This window comes from Pseudolactococcus chungangensis CAU 28 = DSM 22330 (assembly GCF_002441885.1).
Taxonomy (GTDB): domain Bacteria; phylum Bacillota; class Bacilli; order Lactobacillales; family Streptococcaceae; genus Pseudolactococcus; species Pseudolactococcus chungangensis.
In genome coordinates, this window is sequence record NZ_JXJT01000013.1 from 22,718 (window position 1) to 45,605 (window position 22,888).

24 protein-coding genes and 1 riboswitch are annotated in these 22,888 nt (G+C 39.7%); of the genes, 3 read left to right on the forward strand and 21 right to left on the reverse strand.

Features of this window, described 5'->3' with window-relative positions:
• Positions 1–39: 39 nt before the first annotated feature.
• The 15 genes from RR45_RS06595 to RR45_RS06660 form a co-directional block, all read right to left on the reverse strand.
• Positions 40–486 carry a flavodoxin gene (locus RR45_RS06595; protein ID WP_031366036.1) on the reverse strand — a complete coding sequence of 149 codons (447 nt, stop codon included), beginning with the start codon at positions 484–486 and terminating at the stop codon, positions 40–42.
• Between the two features lie 33 nt (positions 487–519).
• Complete coding sequence (locus RR45_RS06600; protein WP_031366037.1) at positions 520–1,077, reverse strand: ECF transporter S component; 558 nt, start codon at positions 1,075–1,077, stop codon at positions 520–522.
• Positions 1,078–1,164: 87 nt separating this feature from the next.
• Positions 1,165–1,299 carry a hypothetical protein gene (locus RR45_RS11530; RefSeq protein WP_279625297.1) on the reverse strand — a complete coding sequence of 45 codons (135 nt, stop codon included), beginning with the start codon at positions 1,297–1,299 and terminating at the stop codon, positions 1,165–1,167.
• A gap of 57 nt (positions 1,300–1,356) precedes the next feature.
• A complete protein-coding gene (locus RR45_RS06605; RefSeq protein ID WP_031366038.1) occupies positions 1,357–3,111 on the reverse strand; it encodes an NADH-dependent [FeFe] hydrogenase, group A6 in 1,755 nt (584 codons plus the stop codon).
• Between the two features lie 14 nt (positions 3,112–3,125).
• Complete coding sequence (locus RR45_RS06610) at positions 3,126–5,000, reverse strand: NADH-quinone oxidoreductase subunit NuoF (RefSeq protein ID WP_279625296.1); 1,875 nt, start codon at positions 4,998–5,000, stop codon at positions 3,126–3,128.
• Positions 5,001–5,064: 64 nt separating this feature from the next.
• Positions 5,065–5,580, reverse strand: a complete 516-nt coding sequence (locus tag RR45_RS06615; protein ID WP_244148297.1) for an NADH-quinone oxidoreductase subunit NuoE family protein — start codon at positions 5,578–5,580, stop codon at positions 5,065–5,067.
• A gap of 295 nt (positions 5,581–5,875) precedes the next feature.
• Positions 5,876–6,466, reverse strand: a complete 591-nt coding sequence (leuD, locus tag RR45_RS06620; RefSeq protein WP_031366041.1) for a 3-isopropylmalate dehydratase small subunit — start codon at positions 6,464–6,466, stop codon at positions 5,876–5,878.
• Positions 6,466–7,839, reverse strand: coding sequence for a 3-isopropylmalate dehydratase large subunit (gene leuC / locus RR45_RS06625; RefSeq protein WP_031366042.1), 1,374 nt, complete (start codon positions 7,837–7,839; stop codon positions 6,466–6,468). The genes leuD and leuC overlap by 1 nt, the downstream gene beginning before the upstream one ends.
• Positions 7,840–7,871: 32 nt before the next feature.
• Positions 7,872–8,141: a DUF1294 domain-containing protein gene (locus RR45_RS06630; RefSeq protein ID WP_031366043.1), complete on the reverse strand. Its 270-nt coding sequence runs from the start codon at positions 8,139–8,141 to the stop codon at positions 7,872–7,874.
• Positions 8,141–9,178: a 3-isopropylmalate dehydrogenase gene (gene leuB, locus RR45_RS06635; protein ID WP_031366044.1), complete on the reverse strand. Its 1,038-nt coding sequence runs from the start codon at positions 9,176–9,178 to the stop codon at positions 8,141–8,143. The genes RR45_RS06630 and leuB overlap by 1 nt, the downstream gene beginning before the upstream one ends.
• A gap of 87 nt (positions 9,179–9,265) precedes the next feature.
• Entirely contained in the window at positions 9,266–10,831 is a 1,566-nt protein-coding gene (locus tag RR45_RS06640; protein WP_031366045.1) for a 2-isopropylmalate synthase, read from the reverse strand.
• Between the two features lie 298 nt (positions 10,832–11,129).
• Positions 11,130–12,308 carry a TPM domain-containing protein gene (locus RR45_RS06645; RefSeq protein ID WP_031366046.1) on the reverse strand — a complete coding sequence of 393 codons (1,179 nt, stop codon included), beginning with the start codon at positions 12,306–12,308 and terminating at the stop codon, positions 11,130–11,132.
• A 179-nt stretch (positions 12,309–12,487) separates the two neighbouring features.
• Positions 12,488–13,306, reverse strand: a complete 819-nt coding sequence (locus RR45_RS06650) for an amino acid ABC transporter substrate-binding protein (RefSeq protein ID WP_031366047.1) — start codon at positions 13,304–13,306, stop codon at positions 12,488–12,490.
• A 34-nt stretch (positions 13,307–13,340) separates the two neighbouring features.
• Positions 13,341–13,976 (reverse strand): amino acid ABC transporter ATP-binding protein, encoded by a 636-nt coding sequence (locus tag RR45_RS06655; protein WP_031366048.1) that lies wholly within the window; start codon positions 13,974–13,976, stop codon positions 13,341–13,343.
• An 8-nt stretch (positions 13,977–13,984) separates the two neighbouring features.
• Complete coding sequence (locus RR45_RS06660) at positions 13,985–14,620, reverse strand: amino acid ABC transporter permease (RefSeq protein ID WP_031366049.1); 636 nt, start codon at positions 14,618–14,620, stop codon at positions 13,985–13,987.
• 125 nt (positions 14,621–14,745) lie between these two features.
• On the opposite strand from RR45_RS06660, the gene RR45_RS06665 reads away from it, so the two are divergent.
• A complete protein-coding gene (locus tag RR45_RS06665; protein ID WP_167362588.1) occupies positions 14,746–15,264 on the forward strand; it encodes an FKBP-type peptidyl-prolyl cis-trans isomerase in 519 nt (172 codons plus the stop codon).
• Between the two features lie 75 nt (positions 15,265–15,339).
• Here the strand turns inward: RR45_RS06665 and mgtE are convergent, their stop codons facing one another.
• From mgtE to yjbM, 4 genes are all read right to left on the reverse strand, one after another.
• Positions 15,340–16,701, reverse strand: coding sequence for a magnesium transporter (gene mgtE, locus RR45_RS06670; protein WP_031366051.1), 1,362 nt, complete (start codon positions 16,699–16,701; stop codon positions 15,340–15,342).
• A 198-nt stretch (positions 16,702–16,899) separates the two neighbouring features.
• A riboswitch (M-box (ykoK) riboswitch) is annotated at positions 16,900–17,065 on the reverse strand.
• 562 nt (positions 17,066–17,627) lie between these two features.
• Complete coding sequence (locus RR45_RS06675; protein WP_031366052.1) at positions 17,628–18,524, reverse strand: RluA family pseudouridine synthase; 897 nt, start codon at positions 18,522–18,524, stop codon at positions 17,628–17,630.
• Positions 18,521–19,339, reverse strand: coding sequence for an NAD kinase (locus RR45_RS06680; protein ID WP_072353601.1), 819 nt, complete (start codon positions 19,337–19,339; stop codon positions 18,521–18,523). Before RR45_RS06680 ends, RR45_RS06675 begins: the two co-directional genes overlap by 4 nt.
• Entirely contained in the window at positions 19,320–19,997 is a 678-nt protein-coding gene (gene yjbM, locus RR45_RS06685) for a GTP diphosphokinase (RefSeq protein ID WP_031366054.1), read from the reverse strand. Before yjbM ends, RR45_RS06680 begins: the two co-directional genes overlap by 20 nt.
• A 498-nt stretch (positions 19,998–20,495) precedes the next feature.
• On the opposite strand from yjbM, the gene RR45_RS06690 reads away from it, so the two are divergent.
• Together RR45_RS06690 and RR45_RS06695 are read left to right on the forward strand one after the other, a co-directional pair.
• Complete coding sequence (locus RR45_RS06690; RefSeq protein ID WP_031366055.1) at positions 20,496–21,086, forward strand: CYTH domain-containing protein; 591 nt, start codon at positions 20,496–20,498, stop codon at positions 21,084–21,086.
• Positions 21,087–21,436: 350 nt separating this feature from the next.
• Positions 21,437–21,964 (forward strand): DsbA family protein, encoded by a 528-nt coding sequence (locus tag RR45_RS06695; RefSeq protein ID WP_167362587.1) that lies wholly within the window; start codon positions 21,437–21,439, stop codon positions 21,962–21,964.
• On the opposite strand, the gene RR45_RS06700 is transcribed toward RR45_RS06695, so the two are convergent.
• Together RR45_RS06700 and RR45_RS06705 are read right to left on the reverse strand one after the other, a co-directional pair.
• Complete coding sequence (locus tag RR45_RS06700; protein WP_031366057.1) at positions 21,961–22,296, reverse strand: DUF2129 domain-containing protein; 336 nt, start codon at positions 22,294–22,296, stop codon at positions 21,961–21,963. The two genes, RR45_RS06695 and RR45_RS06700, sit on opposite strands and share 4 nt — an antisense overlap.
• The gene (locus RR45_RS06705; protein ID WP_031366058.1) at positions 22,280–22,654 is read right to left on the reverse strand and encodes a hypothetical protein; all 375 of its coding nucleotides are present in this window, start codon (positions 22,652–22,654) and stop codon (positions 22,280–22,282) included. The genes RR45_RS06700 and RR45_RS06705 overlap by 17 nt, the downstream gene beginning before the upstream one ends.
• Between the last annotated feature and the right edge of the window lie 234 nt (positions 22,655–22,888).

The window sequence follows — 22,888 nt, forward strand, 5'->3', positions numbered from 1 at the left end:
TCTTTTATACTGGCTTAATGCTTGCGAATCATCTTATTTTTAACCTTCAAGCAGGGCAGCAGCAAAAGCTTTTAAAGTTACAATATCTTCATCTTCAGCGGCATTCTCTATTTTCACAGTATCAGCCCCTTTTGTCGCACCTGTTTCAGCAAAAGCCGTTTCAAAATCAATCGCCGCTTGACAAAACGCATCTGGATACAGGTCACTGTCACCACTACCGACAACACCAAATACCTTACCTGATAAATCAATCTCTGGCAGTTCTTCATAAAACTCTTGCAAGTTAAATGGAATTTCACCATCACCATCCGTATACGTTGCGACAACACAGATATCTGCGTCCTCAAAGACATCCTCATCTACATCATCATCGGCATCCAATACTTCTACATCAGCGCCTAGTGCAACAAATTCTTCCTCTAAAATTTCTGAAATCATTTCGATGTTCCCTGTTGCACTTGAAAATACAATTTTTACAACTGTCATGTTTTCTACGACCTTTCTTTTTTTACTAAATCATTAATTTTTTGCTATCGTTTGGATAGCTTTCGCTAAACGTGGCAAGATAAGCATGGCAATCACACCACCGATTACTGCGGTGATGAGTTGCGGCATACCAAATTGTGCGAGTAAAGCAACTTTGATTTGTGGTTTTTTAGCGACAATCCCTTTTAGCATGACGGGCAAAATATACCAACCAACAGCTAAATAGAGAAAAGCAAATTTTGCAAGTGATGAGACAATCGTTGCCGTAACATAGCTCATCAAGGATTGATTTACCTTAACATGGCGAACAATTAACCACCACAATATAACAAAAACAAGATTACCAATTGCCACAACAGGGGCTAAAACCGGCATTGCCAGATGTCCTGTTACGACTGCTAACAGTGGGGTAAAAATACTGATTAATATACCCGTTGGCAACCCAACTAAAAGGGTCGCAACTACTAAAATTAAATTTACAATTGACCCTTTGATTAGGATATACTGGGGTCCTACCATCAAATACTCAATGACGACAATCAGAGCTAATAAAACAGCTGTTTGGGTAAGCGTTAAGGCTTTTTTACTCATAATGATTTGATAGCTTATAGGTCTTATACTCAATTCACTTCAAGTCAAGTATAACAACTACCATTTCTCTCTTTCTATTTAGGATGATTAGACACTAATATCTGCTTGCACAGATGGTTTACTTAAAATTCTGGACTGAATTGCCGTACTGAGTTCTTGCAATTCTAATTTTGTCAATTCTCCATTTTTAATCAACGCTAATGTTTTTTCAAAATCTGACATGATTTTCTCCTATTTTCTAAGTGATGCTTGCCTGACGAGATGGCCTACTTCTTATCCTTAATCCTCTATAAGATTAAGATTGGGGTTCTGAAAGCTCGTATGCAAGATATGATGTGCTTTATGACTACCTGGTTTTTCAAGAAATTCTTGATAAATTTTTTGTAGGACAGGATTTTCGTGTGAACGTCGCAACCCCTTCCCCTTGTCCTCAACATAGAGTGCTTGTGCGCGCTTGGATTGCAAATCCACAAAGTTGCGAACAGAACCAGGCTGTACGGGCTGACCGCCACCATTGACACAGCCACCAGGACAGGCCATGATTTCAACAAAATGATAGAAAGCTTCCCCCTTTTCAATTTGTTCAATCAAACGTTTTGCGTTATTAATACCGGATGCTACAGCAACTTTAACGGTTTGTCCGCTCATCTCATAAGTCGCCTCTTTGATGCCTTTTGTGCCACGAACTTCTACAAAATCAACGGCTTCAAGTGCATGACCTGCTAAAGTTTCACTAGCTGTCCGCAAGGCTGCCTCCATGACGCCACCTGTGGCGCCAAATATATAACCTGCACCTGTCGCATCGCCGAGTGGCTGGTCAAATGTTTCATCTGGCAGTTCATTAAATCGAATGCCGACTTTTTCAATCATCCGTGCCAACTCTCGGGTTGTCAAGGCGATATCCACATCGGTATAACCTGCTGCTGCTTGATTTTCACGTGTGACTTCGAATTTCTTCGCAGTACAGGGCATAATGCCGACAACGAAAATATCTTCGGGATCGATATTATTTTTTTGCGCATACCAGGTTTTAATGAGCGCGCCAAACATTTGCTGTGGTGATTTACAGCTTGATAGATTAGGAATAAGCTCTGGATGATATGCCTCACAATATTTTACCCAGCCTGGGGAGCATGAGGTAAACATCGGGAACGGGCCATTATTTTCGACACGCTGCAAAAATTCTGTTGCTTCTTCCATAATGGTGAAATCAGCCGCAACGTTGGTATCAAAAACTCTGTCAAAGCCAATACGGCGCAGGGCTGCAACCATTTTACCTTCGACATTGGTACCAACAGGTAGTTGGAATGCCTCACCTAGCGTCACGCGCACACTTGGTGCCGTTTGAACGACGACGTGTTTCGTTGGATCTTGCAGTGCCTCCCAAACTTCTTGGGTCTGGTCTTTTTCAGCAATAGCACCCGTCGGGCAGACAACGATACACTGTCCGCAAGAGATACAATCAACATCGCCGAGATCTTGCTCATAAGCACTACCTATGTGGGTGTTGAACCCACGATCATTGGCACCAATGACGCCAACCGATTGTATTTTTTTACAAACAGCGACACAACGCCTGCACAAAATACATTTGTTGTTATTGCGATACATATGAACTGAACTATCATCAAATTCATATTCGCAGTTTTCACCGTTGTAATAGTCTTCATCATCAACGTTGAACGCTTTACAGAGTTTTTGAAGTTCACAGTTACCATTTCGAATACACGACAAGCACTTACGCTCATGTGTCGATAGGATGAGTTCAAGATTTGTTTTTCTTGATTTGAAAACACGATCAGAGTTCGTCTTTATTGACATGCCCTCAGTAATCGGATAGACACATGAAGTCACGAGGTTATTCATCCCTTCAACTTCTGTTAGACAGATGCGACAAGCTCCGATTTCGTTGATTTCCTTTAAAAAACAGAGTGTAGGGATGTCAATATTATTCAGGCGCGCAGCCTCAAGAATCGTTGTTCCCTCTGGCGCCGTGTAAGTTTTGCCATTGATTTTAATCGTTACTTCTTTCACTGACACACCTCCTTTTAGACAATGTTAATCGCATCAAAGCGACAAGTGTCATAACATACGCCACATTTTATACAGATTTTTTGATCAATTTCATGCACTTTTTTGACCTCGCCATTGATCGCCGCTACCGGACAATTTCTAGCGCAAGCTGTACAACCTGTACATTTATCAGGTTGAATCTCATAGCGAATGAGATGCTTACAAACGCCTGCTGGACACCGTTTATCTACAACGTGTGCGACATATTCATCACGGAAATAACGTAGAGTTGACAAGACTGGATTTGGTGCCGTTTGTCCTAGACCACACAAGGAATTACCTTTGATATGGTCACAAAGCTCTTCCATTTTATCCAAATCTTCCAGCGTCGCGCTACCCATGGTAATCTTGTCAAGAATTTCAAGTAGCCGTTTCGTACCGATACGACAAGGTACACATTTGCCACAGCTTTCCTCAACTGTAAATTCAAGGAAAAACTTGGCAATGTCAACCATACAGTTCCCCTCATCCATGACAATTAAACCACCAGAGCCCATCATTGAGCCAATTTCAATCAAATTATCATAGTCAATTGGAATATCGTAATGTTGCATCGGTATACAACCACCAGATGGACCACCTGTTTGCGCTGCCTTAAATTGCTTACCATCTGGAATCCCACCACCAATATCTTCAACGATTTCTCTGAGTGTCGTGCCTAATGGAATTTCAACCAAGCCTGTATTTTCAATTTTGCCACCAAGCGCAAAGACTTTGGTACCTTTTGATTTTTCAGTGCCCATACTTGCAAACCATTCTGGCCCCTCAAGGATGATTTTGGGAATATTAGCGTAAGTTTCGACATTATTGACAATCGTCGGTTGGCCAAATAAGCCTTTTACTGCTGGAAACGGTGGTTTCGGTCGTGGTTCCCCTCGACGCCCCTCAATACTTTCAAGAAGAGCTGTTTCTTCACCACAAACAAAGGCGCCTGCACCTAAACGCAAGTCAATATCGAAATCAAAGCCTGAACCAAATATATTTCGACCAAGTAGACCGAGAGCCCGAGCTTGCTCAATGGCAATCTCTAAACGCTCAACTGCCGTTGGATATTCGGCACGCACATAAATATAGCCTTGATTGGCGCCAATCGTAAAGCCTGCAATCGCCATTGCTTCAAGCACAGCATGCGGATTACCCTCTAAAACAGAACGATCCATAAAAGCGCCTGGATCACCCTCATCGGCGTTACAAATGACATATTTCTGATTTGAAACACTAGCCTTAGCAAATGCCCATTTTCGAAAAGTCGGAAAACCACCACCACCACGGCCACGCAATCCCGAAATTTCTAGTATTTTGATGATATCATCTGCCGTGTAATCATTGACAACTTTTGCCAAGGCTTGGTAGCCATCAAAGGCGATATAATCTGAGATTTTTTCTGGATCAATTCGACCACAGTTATCAAGCGCAATCCGTTTTTGTTTATGATAAAACGGTGTATCCATTAGCTTATTGACAACTTCTTTTGTTTTATGATCATGATATAAGAGCTTTTCAACATATTCACCCTTTATCAAATGTTGACTCACAATTTTCTTGGCATCTTTTGATTTAACTTGATGATAAAAAACACCATCTGGATAGACGATAACAATCGGTCCTTGCGCACAAAGACCAAAACACCCCGTCCGAACAATATTAACTTTGTCCGTCATGTCATTTTTAGCTAATTCTTCTTTTACCGCTGCGACAAAATCATTACTTTTTGATGAAAGACATCCCGTTCCTGCACAGACCATGATTTCAAAATCAAACAGATGTTCTCCAACTTCTTCCATCCGCATAGCGACAGATTGCCGATTGACATTTCGTAAATCAGTTAATTGCTTCCAATTTTTGATCAAACCAACTCACTCCTTTCTGCGATTCCACTCCATGAAATCTTGAAACTTGACATCAATCTGTGCTTTAAACACTTGATGCTTCTTTTTGATAGGTCGCAAGTACCTTTTCACTTTTCTTCTTGTTTAATCGGCCGTAAACTTCTTCATTAACTTTTAGTACAGGCGCCAAACCACAGGCGCCAATGCAGCGACAAGACTCCAAAGTAAATTTTTTGTCTTCTGTCGTTTCACCAGACTTAATCTCTAATCGCATGGCTAAATCATCCAAAATATCACCAGCGCCTTTAACATAACACGCTGTTCCCATGCAAATACTAATCGTATACTCTCCTTTTGGTATAAAAGAAAATTGCGAATAGAATGTTGCAGTGCTGTAAAGCTCTTCTAATGGCACATCCAAACTTTTCGCCATCCGTTCTAGTACTTCTTTGGGTAGATAGCCATAGATACGCTGCGTTTCTTGTAACAAGGGCATCTGTGCGCCTCGTTGCTGTCTTAAACGGGATAAAGCTAGCTCAAATTCTTCTTTTTGACTTGTGGTTTCGACAAAATCAGCTTGAACAATCTTTCTTTCAATCACTACTGTTACTCCCTTCATGATTATTAATTAATGACCTGTCCACTTACCTAATTTCTCAAACAGAAATAAGCAAGCGCTTACATTTCTGGTATAGGTCTATTATATCACTTTTCCGCCACTTTTCTATTACTTTTTATATTTTAATTAAAAAAATTAATGTCCCTGATTACAATAGCAGTACGGTTTTGTCGGATGTATTTTACATTTTAAGTTTATATTTCTATGTTTTTTATTAGAAAACTATCAAAAATAGCAAAAACTCTCTATCAAAAGATAAAGAGTTCTGTTGGTCATTTTATTGCCAATAGGCTGGTCGTTGCTTTTCATAAGCTGTAATCAGTTCTTCATATTGTAATGTAATACCGATATCATCAAGGCCATTGACAAGCTTACGTTTCCATTCTGCATCAATGTCAAAAGTAAAATCACCTTTTGATGTTTTGATGACTTGATTAGGCAAGTCAATCTCAATCGCTTCATCTGGCGATAAAGCTGCTAGAATTTCACGCGTTTCTAGAGGCTGCACGATAGGGAGAATCCCATTTTTTAGCTCATTATTATAGTGAATATCGGAAAACGAACCGGCAATGACTGCGCGAAAACCATAATCCTTAATCGCCCAAGCCGCATGCTCACGAGATGACCCAGAGCCAAAGTTATCTCCTGAAATCAAAATCGTTGCCTGACGATACTCTGGATGATTGAGGATAAAGTCAGGGTTTTCTGCCTCACCATCATTTAGATAACGCCATTCAAAAAACATATTTTTACCAAAACCTGTTTTATCCGTTGCTTTCAAAAACTGTTTGGGAATGATTTGGTCGGTATCTATATTATCATTCATCAGTGGCACGGTTGTACCTTTATAAACTGTAAATTTTTCCATTAGGCAAGCACCTCCCGTGCATCTACAAATTTACCATTGATTGCCGCAAGTGCTGCCATAACTGGACTACAAAGGTGTGTCCGTGCGCCATGACCTTGACGTCCCTCAAAATTACGGTTTGACGTTGACGCACAATGAACGCCTTCTGGCACATGGTCAGGATTCATACCCAGACACATTGAGCAACCTGGCTCACGCCATTCAAAACCTGCATCGATAAAGATTTTATCCAAACCAAGTGCTTCCGCTGCTTTTTTAACAGGCCGGCTACCTGGTACGACAATAGCTGTCAGCTTGTCAGAAATTTTATGACCTTTGACAATCTCAGCTGCCAGTTGTAAATCGCTGAGACGGGCGTTGGTACAAGAGCCAATAAAAACATAACCTAAATCAATATCACTTGGCTTACCACCAGGCGTTAAATCCATATATTGATAAGCACGTTCATCATTGAAATCTTTGATTTCTGGGAACGTTTCTGTAAATTCAATCCCCATTTCCGGGTTAGTTCCCCAAGTCACCATAGGTGCAAGTTTTGAGACATCAATTGTGATAACCTTATCATAGACAGCATCGGCATCAGACGGTAAAGTTTGCCAGTCTGCGATTGCTGCCACCATATCTTTCGGCGCAAATTCACGACCAGCCACATAATCATATGTTTTTTGGTCAGGATTCATCAAACCCATTTTTGAACCAAATTCAATAGCCATATTACAAATCGTCATGCGTTCTTCCATTTCAAGTGCTGCAATCGCCTCACCTGTAAATTCAACAGCATAACCAACGCCAGCATCAACCCCATGCTTGGCAATCAATGCTAAGATAAAGTCCTTAGAATAGACCCCGTTAGCAGGTTTGCCAACAAAGTTAACTTTCATCTGTTTTGGTTTCACTTGCCAAAGTGTTTGTGTCGCAAAAACATGTTCAACTTCACTTGTGCCAATCCCAAAAGCAATGGCGCCAAATGCCCCGTTTGTCGCTGTGTGAGAGTCACCACAAACAATAACCTTACCAGGCTGTGAATTCCCAGTCTCAGGTCCCACCATGTGGACAATCCCTTGACGTTCTGATCCATGCGTCGCAGCATCAATCCCGAATTCTTCGACATTACGCGCTAACGTATCAATTTGATTTTTCGAAATCAAGTCTGAGATATTAAAAATATCAACCGTCGGTACATTATGATCAGTTGTCCCGAAGGTCAAATCCGGCCGGCGTACTTTGCGTCCGGCTTCACGTAAGCCTTGAAAGGCTTGCGGACTCGTTACTTCATGAATCATGTGGAAATCCACATAAAGGAGTTGCGGCTCGCCAACCTCACCTGTAATCACGTGGCGATCCCACAGTTTATCAAATATTGTTTGTCCCATAAACTACTTCTTTCTATCTAACTAATGTAATATCATTTACTTTTTAATATGAACACGATGATTAAAACATCTAGTATAACGCCTATCCACCAAACGACTTGGAAATACCATTTTCTCGTTTTATGGTGGCAAATATGTGCTGAAATAATAGCTCCGATACCCCCAAACATGAAAGCTGAGAGTAACAAGGCTTTTTCGCTAATTCGCCAGAGACCACGCTTGGCACGGCGTTTGTCTTCAGCATAGAGCCCGAAAACCACCAGATTCCAAAGGATTAATAGTCCAAGCCATATCTCTTTCATCATAGATTATCAATAATCGCTGCTGTCATTTCTGATAAACTCGCTGTGCCGCCCAAATCTTTTGTTAAAACACCCTCTAATAATGTTTTATTGACAGCATTTTCAATGTACTGAGCCCCAGCTGTTGCTTTAAAACTTTCACGTAACATCATAGCCACTGATAAAATCATCGAGATGGGATTAGCAATGCCTAACCCCGCTATATCAGGCGCTGAGCCGTGGATCGGTTCATAAAGACTAGGACCATTAGCCGCATGAGAGGCTGAAGGCATAACACCTAAGGTACCTGGGAGAACGCTTGATTCATCTGACAAAATATCGCCAAAGAGGTTTTCTGTGACGATGACATCAAAATCGCTAGGATTGGTAATCATTTTCATCGCAAGGCTATCAACTAGCGCATGTTCAAGCATCACATCTGGATACGCTTTTGCGACATCTTCAGCGACGATACGCCAGAGTTTCGAGGTCGCAAGCACGTTTTGCTTATCGACAGATGTCACTTTTTTACCACGACCACGCGCAATCTCAAAGGCAATCTTGATAATACGCTCAATTTCTTCGTATGTGTAGTCGTTAATGTCACGCGCACTACGGTCATTCAAAGTATGTTCGCCAAAGTAGATGCCGCCAGTCAATTCACGGACAACCACAAAGTCAACCCCTTCAATGATTTCAGGTTTAAGAGGTGACAAGTGTTTGAGCGCATCGAAAATTTGTACAGGCCGGATATTGGCAAACAACCCTAGCGCTTTTCGCAAGGCTAGCAAACCTTGTTCTGGTCGAACGGTTGCATCGTTATATTGCGGTCCACCAATAGCTGCTAAAAGAATGGCATCTGCCTCTTTAGCAGCTGTCAGAGTTTTTTCTGGCAGTGGATGACCAGTTTCGTCAATAGCAGCACCACCAAAGGGATGCGCCTCTACTGTATAATCAAAATTAATTTTCGATGCAACAGCTGCTAAAACTTCAAGCCCCGCTGCCATGATTTCTGGGCCAATGCCATCACCTGCTAAAGTTACAATTTTTTTCGTCATGTTTTAATTTAATCTTTCTAAATTTGAAAATACTTGTTACGACCGTTTGCCATTCTATGTCAGCTAACTTGGTTTGATTTGCCTCAATTAGTCTTCTGGATTTGCTTTTTCAGAAATTTTCTTGGTAATGATGCCAGCATTTTCACGTTGAACCAAGGTATTGGCATTAGCATACGCAATCGCACTCGCCCGTAGTACGTCAAAGTCAAGACCATTGGCATTAAAGATTGTACCCGTATCATTGTTTTCAACCGTAACGTGTACTTCTGCCTGAGCATCAATTCCTTCAGTTACTGCGATAATGTTATAACTATCGAGTTTAACAGACTGATTGAAGAATTGGTCAATGGCATTGAAGGTTGCCTCTACCGAGCCACTACCATTAGCAATCGTTTCGATAATTTCCTCGCCTTCATTTTTTAAGCTAATCGTAACTGTTTGCGTACCATCTTCATTAGACGTAATCGCAAGATTATCAAATTGAAAGCCTTCAGGATTTTCAACTGTCGTTCCAGCGACTAATGCACGAATATCAGTATCTGTAATTTCATGTTTCTTGTCAGCCAGAACCTTAAATTTAGAGAAAAGCTCTTTCATGTCATCTTCTATCACCTCGTCGAAGCCAAGATCCTGAAGTTTTGTCACAAAAGCATGACGACCCGACAGTTTACCCAGTGGCAGAGAGTTTTTCTGAACCCCAACTAGTTCTGGTGTGATGATTTCATAGGTTTCAGGATTTTTAAGCACACCATCTTGATGAATCCCAGACTCATGCGCAAAGGCGTTACCACCAATAACAGCCTTATTTTTAGGAACCGGAATCCCTGAGAAGCGTGAAACAAGCTCAGATGTTGCGAAGGTTTCATTAAGTACGATATCCGACGTCGCTTGGTAGTATTCTTCACGAATTTTAAGCGCCACCGCAACTTCTTCTAGTGCCACATTACCCGCTCGCTCGCCGATTCCATTGATCGTCCCCTCGACACGTCCCGCACCACCTTTAATTGCCGCCAAAGTATTTGCAGTCGCCATTCCAAGGTCATCGTGACAATGAGGGCTGAAAATGATGTCTCGGTCAGATGTGACATTTTCAATCAAGAATTTGAAGGTCTCATAGTATTCTGTCGGCGTTGTATAGCCGACTGTGTCTGGGATATTGATGTAGGTTGCCCCCGCATCCACCGCCGTCTGAACTGCTTTGAGGAGGAAACCTTTCTCAGTCCGCGTCGCATCTTCTGGTGAAAACTCAACAATATCAACGAGACTTTTAGCATAAGTTACATGTTCCGTGATTGAGGCAATAACTTCATCTGGTGTCTTTTTAAGCTTGTACTTCATATGTACCGGACTTGTCGCAATAAAGACATGGATCTGTGGATATTTGGCATTTTTCAGGGCATCATAAGCTGCATCAATATCTGATTTGACAGCCCGTGCAAGACCCGTAACTGACGTTTTCGTGAGCGTCTCCGCAATTTGCTTAACTGCTTCAAATGAATCAGGACTAGCTGCAGGAAAACCCGCTTCAATAGCTGAGATGCCCCATTTTTCAAGTTGCTTGGCAATGGCGACTTTTTCTTTGATTGAAAAGTTGACGCCTGGTGTTTGTTCCCCATCCCGAAGGCTAGTGTCTAAAAACTCTATTTTACGCATGATATTCTCCTTAAATTGTCTAATAATAGTTGATAAAAGAAAAGCGTCTCACTTATTAAGCAAGACGCTGAACCTGTCCTACTTGATGAATGAACGCCAAACAGGACACAACAGTAAGAGTCATCTCTTAGCGTGTGCCCTTCACCAACAATCGCAAGTTTGTGTTTGACGTTTTCATTCGATCAACCGTAGAACCTTTCTTATTTTTATTATATTCTATCGTTTTATATGACACTTGTCAAGAAAAAAGCAGAAAATTTTTGAATTGTTAGATAATTTCCAACTTATTTCGATTGCCTTACCAACTGCCAGAAGCACCACCACCTGATGAAAACCCACCTCCACCACCAAATCCAGTCCAAGTGTCATTACCAGAATTTGAATCAGAGCTATCATGATCAGCAAAAGCCGTTTGAGGTGCAGCTACTGGGTAGAGCAATGTGCCATAGTAATATCCGCGCCAGAATCTATCGTGTCTGAAGTTATCATTCATGTCATTAAAATCATGATAGCGTCTGCTAGGTTTCTTTTTCGTAATTCTAAGCGCCATCTCCTCTTGTTCCCGAGGTTGACGATCTTCCTTGTATTGTGCATCACCTTGCTTGACTAAAGCGTTATGCCATTTAAAATTGTCAAGGAACATCTGAACATTTTCAATCGTTGGTGGTAATTTTGTTTCATTAAAGGCATCTGCTAAACTTTCATCTGAAATAGATAAGCGTTCTTTTTCAGCGTAAAAGCCAAGTTCCAGCTCTAAAATTGATAGGACTAAGGCACGATTTTTGTTGAGATAGCGTTTTTTGGCAAATTTTCGCCAACTGTTTACACTAAAAAAACTGATGCCACCCCCTAATAAAACGATAACTGTTCCTAGGCCAAACGTTTTCAAATTTGCTAAGCGCTTAGCATGCGCTGCCTCTGACTTGGCAATTCGAACACCTAATGACTTAGCAAATGCCGCTTGTGACTGCGGTAACACAACATCTTGACCCACAAGCGCTATCATATTCTCTGTTATCGTCTCAATTGCCCCACCATAATTCTCTGCGCGTAGCATCCTTGTCACATTGTCCGTATAAACCCACTTTTTAATGTTGTTTTCATTGACATACTTAGTCTTTTCCCAGCCATCACCTAATTGAATGCGATACTCATGGTCTTTAATCGAAATGAGAAACAAGACCCCTAAGTTATGCTGACTATCACCTATTTGTTTTTTATTGAAAACATCGCGCGCATAATCTTCAACATCATCCCCATTAAGTGATTTAACCGTCATGATCGCATATTCCAGGTGAGCCATTTCACCCGATTTAGTCTGGCTGTTCGCAAGCTCACGCAACATCTCATTTAAATTTTGAACTTGTGACTGGTTTAAAACTTTCGCATCATCTTTGACATAGTTTGCCTCAGCATGAGCAACTGTCACACCAAAAATCATGACTAACATCGTCAACAGCACTAATATTTTCTTCATAATTCGTTCCTTTTTTGATTTTCTTTTTTTGATTTGTAACTCACTTATAGCTTTTGACACAGCGATAACATGACTATGATTACCTAAAGTTTAACAATTTCTCATGATAAACGCAACAATAAAAAAACTCCTCTTATTAACTTTATACGTTAATTGAGAGGAGTTTGCTTTCATTATTTTTATTTTCCTGGATAAACATCCTCAGAGAACCATTTTTCAGAGATTTTCTGGAATTCACCCGCAGTATGCAGTTCTTTAAATGCTTTGTTAATATTGTCAACCAATGTTTTGTCTGATTTGCGTGCACCAACTGCAAAATTTTCAGAATCATACCCAGTTGTCAGGATATTGTAGTCCTTAATCTCACCATTTTTAGTCAGATAATAATTGGCGTAAACATTATCAATCAACAAGCCGTCAATGCGGTCAGCCTTTAAGTCTAGTAAAGCTGAGTTAAAATCATCGTATAACGTCGCATCATTGTCTTTGACGATATCCATAAGAATCTTGGGCTGTTTGGTAAAGGCATCATAGCCTGAAGACCCTTGCTGAGCACCTAGAGCCTTGTTTTTCATACCTGCAACATCCTCAATTTTACTTGATTTTTTAGTCACGAGTACTTGTTCATTTTTCATATAGGGATTGGTAAACAGCACTTTTTTCTCCCGTTCTTGCGTCACGGAATAACCATTCCAAATAAGATCAATTGACCTATTTTTTAGCTCAGTTTCTTTCATATCCCAATCAATCGGCTGCATCTTCACTTTGACATCATATTTTTTAAAGACAGCATTGGCGAGATCAATATCAAAACCAATATTTTTCCCGTTCTCATCTTTAAATCCCATCGGAACAAAGGTATTATCAAAGCCAATCACGACTTCTTTTTTCTTCTGAATCTCAGGCCAACTGTCTTTTTCAGTCTTTTGACCACAAGCTGCTAATGTGACACAAGCTGTTAAAACAGCCATCATCCCTAAAAATTTTTTCAATTTCATTTACGTCATTTCTCCTAATATTATTTAACTAAAATCAATCTAATTTAGCATTAACCTTGATGATAGTATCCGCGATTTTCTCGGCAAAGTCCATATCATGAGTCACGACGATTTGCGTCATGCCCAATTTTTTATTTTCCAAAATAAGATTGGCGACTTGATCTCGCAAGGCGGGGTCAAGCGCTGAGGTTGGTTCATCATAACCAATAATTTTAGGATCAATCATCATGGCACGAGCCAGTGCGACCCGTTGTTTTTGTCCACCCGATAAGCTAAAAGGATAGGCATTTTTTTGCTCAATAACCTCTAAATTACTCAAAAGTTCCTCAGCTTTAGCAATTGCTACCTCTTTTGAGACTTGCATGGTTTTCATAGGTGAGAGAATAAGATTCTCTAATACCGTCATATGCGGAAAAAGCTGGAAATCTTGGAAAACAAAGCCTAATAGATTGCGAGTAATCAGTGCGTCTAACTCAACTACCTCACCGTCAAAAATCACTTGTCCGGCATCTATCGTTTCAAGACCTGCAAGCATTCTCAGCAAGGTTGTCTTACCGCCACCTGAGGGGCCAGCAATGGCGACAACTTCACCACTTGTGATAGTCAAATCAAAACCATCAAAAATCACTTTATCACCAAATTTTTTAGTAATATTTTTTAATTCTAGCATCTGACCTCCTATTTATAGTAATCAAAACGTTGTTCGATTTTCTTCGATAGAATGGTCAAAATACCAATAAAAATCAAATAAATCAAAGCTGCCATCATAATCGGTACAAGTGATACATCTCGACTCATGGCAATTTTACCTGCCCGCAATAAGTCACCAAGTCCGACAACATAAATCAAAGATGAGTCTTTGACAAGGGTGATGATTTCATTAAAGACTGACGGTAAAACAATTTTCACCACTTGTGGCATTTGAATGTATCGAATCGTCTGCCACTTGCTCAGTTTCAACACTTTTGCTGCCTCTAATTGACCATTGGGAACAGCCTTAATACCCCCTCGGAATATCTCAGCAAAATAAGCGGCGTAATTCAAAGTAAAGGCAAGTAGAGCTGCTGGAAAGCGTGGCAAAGTTGGGCCAACCATGGGGAGGGCGTAGAAGATGATAATGAGTTGTACCAAGAGCGGTGTGCCGCGCATGATCCAAACGTAAAGGTTAACAAACCATTTGACGATTGGAATCCTAAGTAGGAAAGCCAAGACCATGCCTAGGGGAATTGATAGGATAAGCGTTAAAATAAAGACTAGAACCGTTAATTTCAGCCCATCCAATAATTGTGGTAAAATTTCTGTGATATAGGACATATTCTCTCCATTTTGTAATATATTCAATTATATCATGATTTCTGAAAATTGTGACAGATTTTCTTATTTATCCTAAAATAGCTTTTCTTTAGAAAAAACAGAGGAAATATGGTAAAATAATGAGTATGAAAACTAAAAATAATTCTTTATGGCTTGTCCTCCTAGTGATAGCTTTTACAGCTATCACTGTGGGACTGGTCTTTGTCGCAAACAAACCTAGTAAAAGCTCAACGGCAGATAAACCTGCTGCTCAAGCAACAAACGGTATGCAAGTCTTCACTAAACTCGCCAAAGCTAAGAAATTTGATGCTACGAAAGTAAAAGAATTGAAAGTTGAAGAACTTAAAGCTGGAAACGGCGATGTGGTTGCTGAAACTGACACGATTAAAGCTAACTACACTGGTTGGAACGCTAAGGGTGTCATCTTTGACTCAACTAAAAAATCTGCAGATGCACCACTTGCGCCGATCGAGTTTCCATTAACAGGTGTTATTCCTGGTTGGACAAAAGGCTTGTCTGGTAAAAAAGTGGGCGGTATCTACAAATTGACAATCCCAGCAGATATGGCTTACGGTAACCAAGCACCATCAGCTGAAACATCTGGCCCACTTGAATTCGTTGTCGAAATCATTTCTAAAAAATAAGATCCCCGACGTTTCAAAATTAAAATGACAGGTTAGCTATCCGCTAACCTGTCATTTTTAATTTCACTTACTCATTCAAAAGAAATGAATAAAAATCCCAGCGATAGAAAAATAGATAAAAACACTGGTTAAATCTGACATGGTTGAAATAAAAGGTCCCGAAGCAACAGCAGGGTCGAACCCTAACCGATCCATAGCAACGGGAATCAAAGAGCCTGCTAAATTTGCAACGGTAATCGCACAGAACATGGCAACACCAACCGCGAGGCCAAGAATCATATTGCCTTTCCATAGACTGACCACGAGAAAAACTGTCAGACCGGTCACTGCTCCAGTCACTAACCCCGTCGCAATTTCTGCCAAAATCAAACTAAAGAAGGACCGATTACCCTCATCATTGAGTGATATTCTACGAACAGAGACTGCGAGGGACTGCGTCCCAGCATTCCCGGCTGTTCCGGTAATCAAACTGATAAAAATTGCCAGAACAGAGGCCTTGCTCACCAAGCCATCAAAGTGGTCAATCAGACTTGCCGTTCCCATTCCCAAAAATAAGAGTGCGACAAGCCAAGGTAAGCGTTTTGCGGCAGACTGAACTGGATTTTGATTGACATTATCTGTATTAACACCTGCCAAACCTGAGTAGTCACTTTGCGCTTCATCATCAATAACGTCGATGATGTCATCGACAGTAACAATTCCCAACATGATATTATCATGGCTAACAACTGGTAATGCAAGCAGGTCATAATCCCTAAAATAGCGAGCGACTCGTTCTTGTGGCTCTTCAACATCAACTTTAATAATATGTTCATTGACAATATCTGAAATCAATGTGTCATCATGAGAAATCAAGAGACTCCGTAAAGAAATCACCCCCAGGAGTTGTTTGCCATTATCCAACACATAGACATAATAAATCGTTTCCGCATCTTCAGCTGTTGCTTTGATAACCGTCATGGCAGAGCTAACAGTTTGATTGGCCACAACAGCAACGAACTCCGTTGTCATCAATGAACCGGCAGTTTCCTCATCATAATGCATGAGGTTACGAATCTCAGTCACATTTTCTGGGGTCATCTGTGAAAAGATAGCTCTGCGTTCTCGTTTAGTCAGATTGGTTAAGATATCTGCTGCATTATCTGACGACATGTCATCAAACATCGCTGATAAATATTCAGGTGAAATTTCCTTGAGATAAGGTTTAATATCAACTTCATCAAAATCAATATTCTCAAAAATCTCTGACAATTCCTGAGGTGACAAAATACTATAAAGCTCTATACGCTCGTCATCTGCAAAATCCAGATAAAATTGCGTCTGATCATAAATATGGTGATCCAGAAAAGCTTCTCGGAACTCCCTAATTTCATTATGCTCTAGGAGTTCTTGTAAATTTTCGAAAACATCTTGTGTCATCAAATCTTCATTATTCATTTATATTAAGGACCCCTTTCTACGATTTCACTTCTTGTGATATCTTGAAACTCGACCCACGCTAGCGCTCTTACCAAACGAGGTCAATCACGAACTTTGGTCCGCTCAAAGTCTTTCCTATTTGTTAGTTGTATTACCAATTAAACAAATTAAAACTGTACATCAACCATAAGTTGATGTACAGTTTTAATTACTTTGTACATTGGCCTATCGTTGAACTTTAGCACTATACGGCGTAAGAAAAATTCTAGCTACATTGACATTGACCTTCCCGATCACATCTGTTTAACCTGCTTGGCGTCTCTCGACATTTCGCGGCTGTAGCATATTTCCAGTATAGGAGCCTCATCTAACAATGATTGTATTTGAAACAAAGTATAGTTAACTATACTCTGAAAAAATGGGCAACTCATGCATTTTAGGTATTAGGTCTAATACATAGACCTTTGTGTCTTATCTGACTACCTAGATACCTTTTTATTGTATCACTTTCCATTCTGCTTGGCTAGATATTTACATGAGAAAATTCATTTTTTACTGAAATAGAATATGTTTGGCTACCGTTCAGAGCATTTGTCATCCCTTGAAATATCATGACAGTATTCGCATTCTCACCTCTTTACTAACCCTTGTTTTATCAAGTTTAAAAATAAGGGCTATTTTCAAAAAAACTTAATTTAACTACTGATCCACAAGCATCATCTCACTGCCACTTCCTAAAAGAAATTAGTTTGAGACCTCCTAACAACACTACCGCAATCAAAAATATCAAACATCATTTTTTGTGAAAAAGGATTCTCTAAATGATAATCTAAGTGAAGTGATTATCTAAAACTGTCGACACCATAAAAATGGATTCACATAGACAAAAAAACTCTCGCTTACAATGACGAGAAGTCCTTTTGGTGATTAACATTCTTTTAAGTCTATTCTAAAAGTAACCGCATATCCCGCGGTAATGATGATTCTAACACAATCATTTCATCTGTAAATGGATGTTTAAAACTAAGAAAGTGACAATGCAAAGCTTGACGTGACATCTTATCACGCTTGCCCCCATATAAATCGTCTCCCAATAAAGGCGCACCCAAATGCGCGAAATGAACCCGAATTTGGTGCGTCCGACCTGTATGTAGTTGAATATCTACTAGAGTAAAATGTGGCTGTGAGCGAACAATCTCGTAAGATGTATGTGCGAATTTAGCAGTTGGATGTTCGACATCTACTACTGCACGCTCAATAATTGACCCCTCTTTACGACCAATTGGCAGTTGAATTTCAGCAGATTGTTCAAGTTTCTCCGATGTATGGACTAAAGCAAAATAGCGCTTCGTCACGCTTTTTTTCTGTAACATCTTATCTAGCAAACTGTGAGCATAACCGTGTTTAGCAAAAAGCATGAGACCCGATGTATCTTTATCTAGTCTTGTAACCACGTGTACTTTTTGGTTTTCATAATCTTGTGCTTTTAAATAGCCGGCAACATAATTACTCATCGTACTATCTGGATAATTCACCCCAGTGACACTAGCAACCCCTGCGGGCTTATCAAGTACAAGAAAATGGTCATCTTCATAGACAATAGTCAAGGGCATTTCTTGCTGTTTCAAGGTCACTGTGGCTGTTTCAGCAGGAATATGGATACTTATGACTTCGCCCTCAGATACGCTATAAATAGCGTTTTGTTTGACACCATTGACCCATAAATCACCACCGTCAAACTTGATTTTAGCTAATAAATTTTTAGAAATACCGTGTTGTTTGAGCAAAGTTTTTAATAAGATACCGTCTTGCATCGCATTGACTGTGAAATCGAATCTCATTTGACTTCACCAATGAAGGAATTTTTGACACGGTGCCAGAAACCAGTATGCCTCCCATTGACAAAGGAAATCTCGCCGCCGTCCAGACTATATGTCACAGAAGCGATTTGATCATAAAAATATTCTAGCTGATCCACCGTTAATAAATAATCATCAGCATTTTCAAGCTCAATCGTGACTGTATCTTTTTCAGCAATAATCATCGGTGCCCCCAGTGTGCGGTAGACCAGATTATTCAGAGAGGCAACCTCCGTCACTTGAAAGGCGTGAACCCGAGGATGCATGACCGCGCCACCAATTGACTTGTTATAAGCTGTTGAACCTGTCGGCGTTGAGACAGACAAACCGTCACCGCGGAATTTTTCAAAAAGAAAATCTGAAATCTTGACATCCGCGACCAAGGTCTTGGAAGCTCGCTTAATAACTGATTCGTTCAAGGCTAAATGCGTCTTGAGACGACCATCAGTAAAATGAATTTGTACCTTCAAGAGTTGGTATTTGAAGGCTTCTTCTGGTTTTTCATTTTGAATTGCTGCAACGACCTGTTCCAATTCATGCTCTTGAAAGTCTGCATAAAAGCCTAGGTGGCCGGTGTGAACACCAATAAATCGGACTGTTTCTAATTTTGATTCATAATAATGAAGTGCTGCAAGTAGCGTGCCATCGCCACCGACAGAGATAATAATCTCTGGATTTTCTTCATCAAAAATAAACCCGGCTTCTAGGCATAAAGCTTCCAATGCTGATGCAATGGCCTGGGTTTTTTTATAAGCATTCTTAACAATCCAAATCTTTTTACCAGTTGTGTTCTTCATCAAAATCATCCCGATTTTCTACACCATCATCAACTTTACGCCGTGATGGATTAAACAAAAGCTGAGCTTCTTGAATTTCTTCTCGAATGGTACTCATTTCTTCGTCTAAAGCATAAGCAATTTTAGCTGAGACAGCTAAACGTTTCCGAAGTTCATCAGGAAAAGCACCTTGATATTTATAATTAAGCGAATGTTCAATTGTCGCCCAAAAATTCATAGCCAAGGTCCTAATCTGAATTTCTGCCAATATATGTTTTCGACCGTCAACCATTTCAACTGGATACTCAATAATCACATGATAACTGCGATAGCCCGATTCCTTTTGATTATTGATATAATCACGTTCTTGAACAATTTTAAAATCTTTACGCTGGCGCAACAAATTTAATACTTCTTCTACATCTTCTACAAATTGCACCATCACGCGCACACCTGCAATATCTTGCATTTCTGCAATATTCTCAGGTTTAAATCCGCGCAAACGTGCCTTGTTCTTGATAGATTCAGCAGGTTTGACACGACCCGTCACAAATTCAATCGGCGAATGACGATTTTGCTTTTGATATTGTTTACGCGCGCCACGTAGTTTAATTTTAAGTTCTCCGACCGCTTGAATATACGGATCAAGAAAGGCTTCCCAGTTAAATTTTTCTGTCATAATGTGGTCTGGATAGCGCATTTTTACTAGATATGACTTGATTGCTGACATTTCTTATCAAGCTATTCTGAACTCATGACATGACTTGTGAAACAGCTAGATAGATACAGACGCTGTCTGTGTCCTTCAATCACAAATGACTAGCTCTAAATTCCCCCATATCCTAGTGGTAAAACTTGCTATCTCTCCTTTTTTAGTACAATAAATTCAATATTTCTTACTTATTTTACCATAAAATAAATACAAGCGCCAACGCCGGAGTACCCTTTCAAGCGCAGACAATCTAACGAATTAACTAAGACAATTAAGGCTTAAGCTTGAATTTGAAAGGAGCCCGATACACCCTACAGTTCGCGCAATGCGTCAGTTTACCTGATACAAGCTATAATGGTAGTTGACAAAAAAGCTAACAAATTTTAAAATAGCTCTAAACTACTATTTATCGGTTTTTTTAGATAATACCCAATTCAACCCTAAACCATAAAAAAGAGGAGTGCCATGCAAACTAATCTTGAAATTGAATATAAAACATTACTCAGCTTATCCGAGTTTGATCAGCTAGGTAAACGGTTTAGCCACATTGCCCCCGTCCGCCAAACCAATCATTACTTTGATACACCTGAGCTTGGATTACGAGGCAATAAATTATCCTTACGCATTCGCACTTTTGATAATGCAGCTGAAATGACGCTCAAAATCCCACAAAAAGTTGGTAATTTAGAGCATAATATCGCTTTGACCTCAGAAGAGGCTATGGCGATTTTAGCGACCAAAACACTCCCTCAGAACTGTGTCAATATCCAAAGCATCCTTGAGATTTTAAAAAGCTACGAGATTAATCTCTCTGATATTCATGTTCTAGGCTCGCTCACAACAACGCGACGCGAATATAAGACCAATATTGGTCTCATGGCACTAGACAAAAATGAATATTCAGGTAGATTGGATTACGAATTGGAATTAGAAGTCGCCGATGCACTAAGTGGCGAAAAAAACTTCAATCATTTTTTAAAAGACAATCAGATTGAATATCGTTACGCCCGTAGCAAAGTGGTCAGATTTTTAGAATCTATCGGTAAAATGTCTTAAATTTATAAATAACATCAAAATAACACCTTTCCTTCCCTAACCCCTTTAACAGAAGCGTTGCGATCGTTTTCTCACTTATTTCCATATCAAATTACTTTAGTATTAGCCGATATTCTGGTAAAATAATAGTAGTATATACATCGAAAAACTTTTTTTCTATTCCCTTCTCTTTGACACGCTATATCTTAGGGCAGTGACATGGTTCATCTGCCTTATTGATATACTCGTTTAACCAAAAAAGTAATACACTTTCGACTTTTTTCAGTTAAACGAGTATAACTAGCTTAAACATTTTATTGGAATTTTATACTTTTTCAGATGACAGACTATTAAGAAATTCAGGTATGATCATGACAAGTGAAATCCAACACTACTTTACACTATTTAATGACGATTTCAGCTATTTTGAAACAGAGCTACACGACTGGTTCCTAAACCCCGTTGTTACACCAAAAACGATAAGAAAAATTCGTGACACCTACCAATTAACTAAAGATGTCACGACTTATAATGCCGTCCTTGACCGAGTTTATAAGGCTACTTTAGATTTTCTGACTGTCAGTTTTGCTGGGCGACATACAGGACGTCGTTTCCTTCTCGCACTTCAAGCTGAAATGGTTGGCAAAACCCCACTTGATTATAATAATCAAGTGCTTTTCAAAATCCTACATCAAATCGACTTCAGCATCTCCGATTTTGTCAAACATTTTCCCTACGCTAGGGCAAGCCTAGTACGTAATCAACGTAATTTCCATTCAGAAAAACTAAGCACGCTACCGACAACTTTCATTTACTTTAAAGACGATGCCATCAAAATCGAGCAACGCCCGCAAAGTCAAATTTTTGATTATTTAGATCAAAAAGCAGTTGAACTTTAAAGTTCAACTGCTTTTTTTATCTCTTCATTTTTAACTTCTTTTATCGTTTCTTGAAAAGCACTTGAAAAATCTCGATTCAACTGATCAAATTCAGAAACCTTAACAGCTTTTACAAAATGCAAATCCATCAATTTAGGTACAACCTCGTCAAGCATTGCCGTATCGATATACAAAAGTGCGTAACGAGCTTTTTTACTGCTATAACTCAAATCTCCAAATCGACTTAGCTGACGCACATATTTATAACTACTGTAAAAAACATAAATGGCAGTCCTACCTACAATATCAAGCGGAGGAATCGCCGTCTTTTCAAACTCAGTGGTGATGGCCATGGTGACCTCCTTTCTTTAAGGGAAGATTTTCGTCAACAACAATTGCATCAGAAATCACACCCGAAATCGCCTTAGCTAAATCAGAAAGCGACATCTGCACATCATTTTCTGCTATTTTATACTGGTAAATGGTATCAGTCATCAAGATTTCCTGCTGCAAAGCGCGAATTTCTGGTCGGTAGGTGATGTAAGCTCTGTTTTCTTCTAAGGTCTGTAATTTTTGTTGTAGCGCAGCATCTGATTCAAAGGCTAGCTTTCGAGCCTTAAAATCAGCCACTACAGTCAATTTTATGAAGGCATCTGACACCCTATCCGCCAGCTCATCTAATTCTATTATTTTTTCATCAATTATCAACATTAGTTTCATTATATCAAAAATTGGTGATTCTGACCAACCATCAAAAGAGTTTGAGACAAAACTTGTCAAACAACCTGATGATTCATTGAAAACAATACATCATCGGTAAAAATAAGTTGTTGTCGTGATAAACTCGTGTTTTTTCAGCGAATAATACACAAAAAGAGAAAAGTAACCAAGCAAGGTTACTTTTCTCTTTTAATGACTGAGGCCTTTTATCCCAGCATCTCTTCA

Coding starts and splice junctions, on each gene's coding strand:
- RR45_RS06675 (WP_031366052.1), bottom strand. CDS start 18,524: ATGAGATTCGATTTCACAGTCAATGCGATGCAAGACGGTATCTTATTA.
- RR45_RS06600 (WP_031366037.1), bottom strand. CDS start 1,077: ATGAGTAAAAAAGCCTTAACGCTTACCCAAACAGCTGTTTTATTAGCT.
- RR45_RS06660 (WP_031366049.1), bottom strand. CDS start 14,620: ATGTCCTATATCACAGAAATTTTACCACAATTATTGGATGGGCTGAAA.
- RR45_RS06680 (WP_072353601.1), bottom strand. CDS start 19,339: ATGAAGAACACAACTGGTAAAAAGATTTGGATTGTTAAGAATGCTTAT.
- RR45_RS06695 (WP_167362587.1), top strand. CDS start 21,437: ATGACAAGTGAAATCCAACACTACTTTACACTATTTAATGACGATTTC.
- RR45_RS06705 (WP_031366058.1), bottom strand. CDS start 22,654: ATGTTGATAATTGATGAAAAAATAATAGAATTAGATGAGCTGGCGGAT.
- mgtE (WP_031366051.1), bottom strand. CDS start 16,701: ATGAATAATGAAGATTTGATGACACAAGATGTTTTCGAAAATTTACAA.
- RR45_RS06630 (WP_031366043.1), bottom strand. CDS start 8,141: ATGAAAGAGATATGGCTTGGACTATTAATCCTTTGGAATCTGGTGGTT.
- RR45_RS06700 (WP_031366057.1), bottom strand. CDS start 22,296: ATGGCCATCACCACTGAGTTTGAAAAGACGGCGATTCCTCCGCTTGAT.
- RR45_RS11530 (WP_279625297.1), bottom strand. CDS start 1,299: ATGTCAGATTTTGAAAAAACATTAGCGTTGATTAAAAATGGAGAATTG.
- RR45_RS06665 (WP_167362588.1), top strand. CDS start 14,746: ATGAAAACTAAAAATAATTCTTTATGGCTTGTCCTCCTAGTGATAGCT.
- leuD (WP_031366041.1), bottom strand. CDS start 6,466: ATGGAAAAATTTACAGTTTATAAAGGTACAACCGTGCCACTGATGAAT.
- RR45_RS06650 (WP_031366047.1), bottom strand. CDS start 13,306: ATGAAATTGAAAAAATTTTTAGGGATGATGGCTGTTTTAACAGCTTGT.
- RR45_RS06640 (WP_031366045.1), bottom strand. CDS start 10,831: ATGCGTAAAATAGAGTTTTTAGACACTAGCCTTCGGGATGGGGAACAA.
- RR45_RS06655 (WP_031366048.1), bottom strand. CDS start 13,976: ATGCTAGAATTAAAAAATATTACTAAAAAATTTGGTGATAAAGTGATT.
- leuB (WP_031366044.1), bottom strand. CDS start 9,178: ATGACGAAAAAAATTGTAACTTTAGCAGGTGATGGCATTGGCCCAGAA.
- RR45_RS06645 (WP_031366046.1), bottom strand. CDS start 12,308: ATGAAGAAAATATTAGTGCTGTTGACGATGTTAGTCATGATTTTTGGT.
- yjbM (WP_031366054.1), bottom strand. CDS start 19,997: ATGACAGAAAAATTTAACTGGGAAGCCTTTCTTGATCCGTATATTCAA.
- leuC (WP_031366042.1), bottom strand. CDS start 7,839: ATGGGACAAACAATATTTGATAAACTGTGGGATCGCCACGTGATTACA.
- RR45_RS06595 (WP_031366036.1), bottom strand. CDS start 486: ATGACAGTTGTAAAAATTGTATTTTCAAGTGCAACAGGGAACATCGAA.
- RR45_RS06690 (WP_031366055.1), top strand. CDS start 20,496: ATGCAAACTAATCTTGAAATTGAATATAAAACATTACTCAGCTTATCC.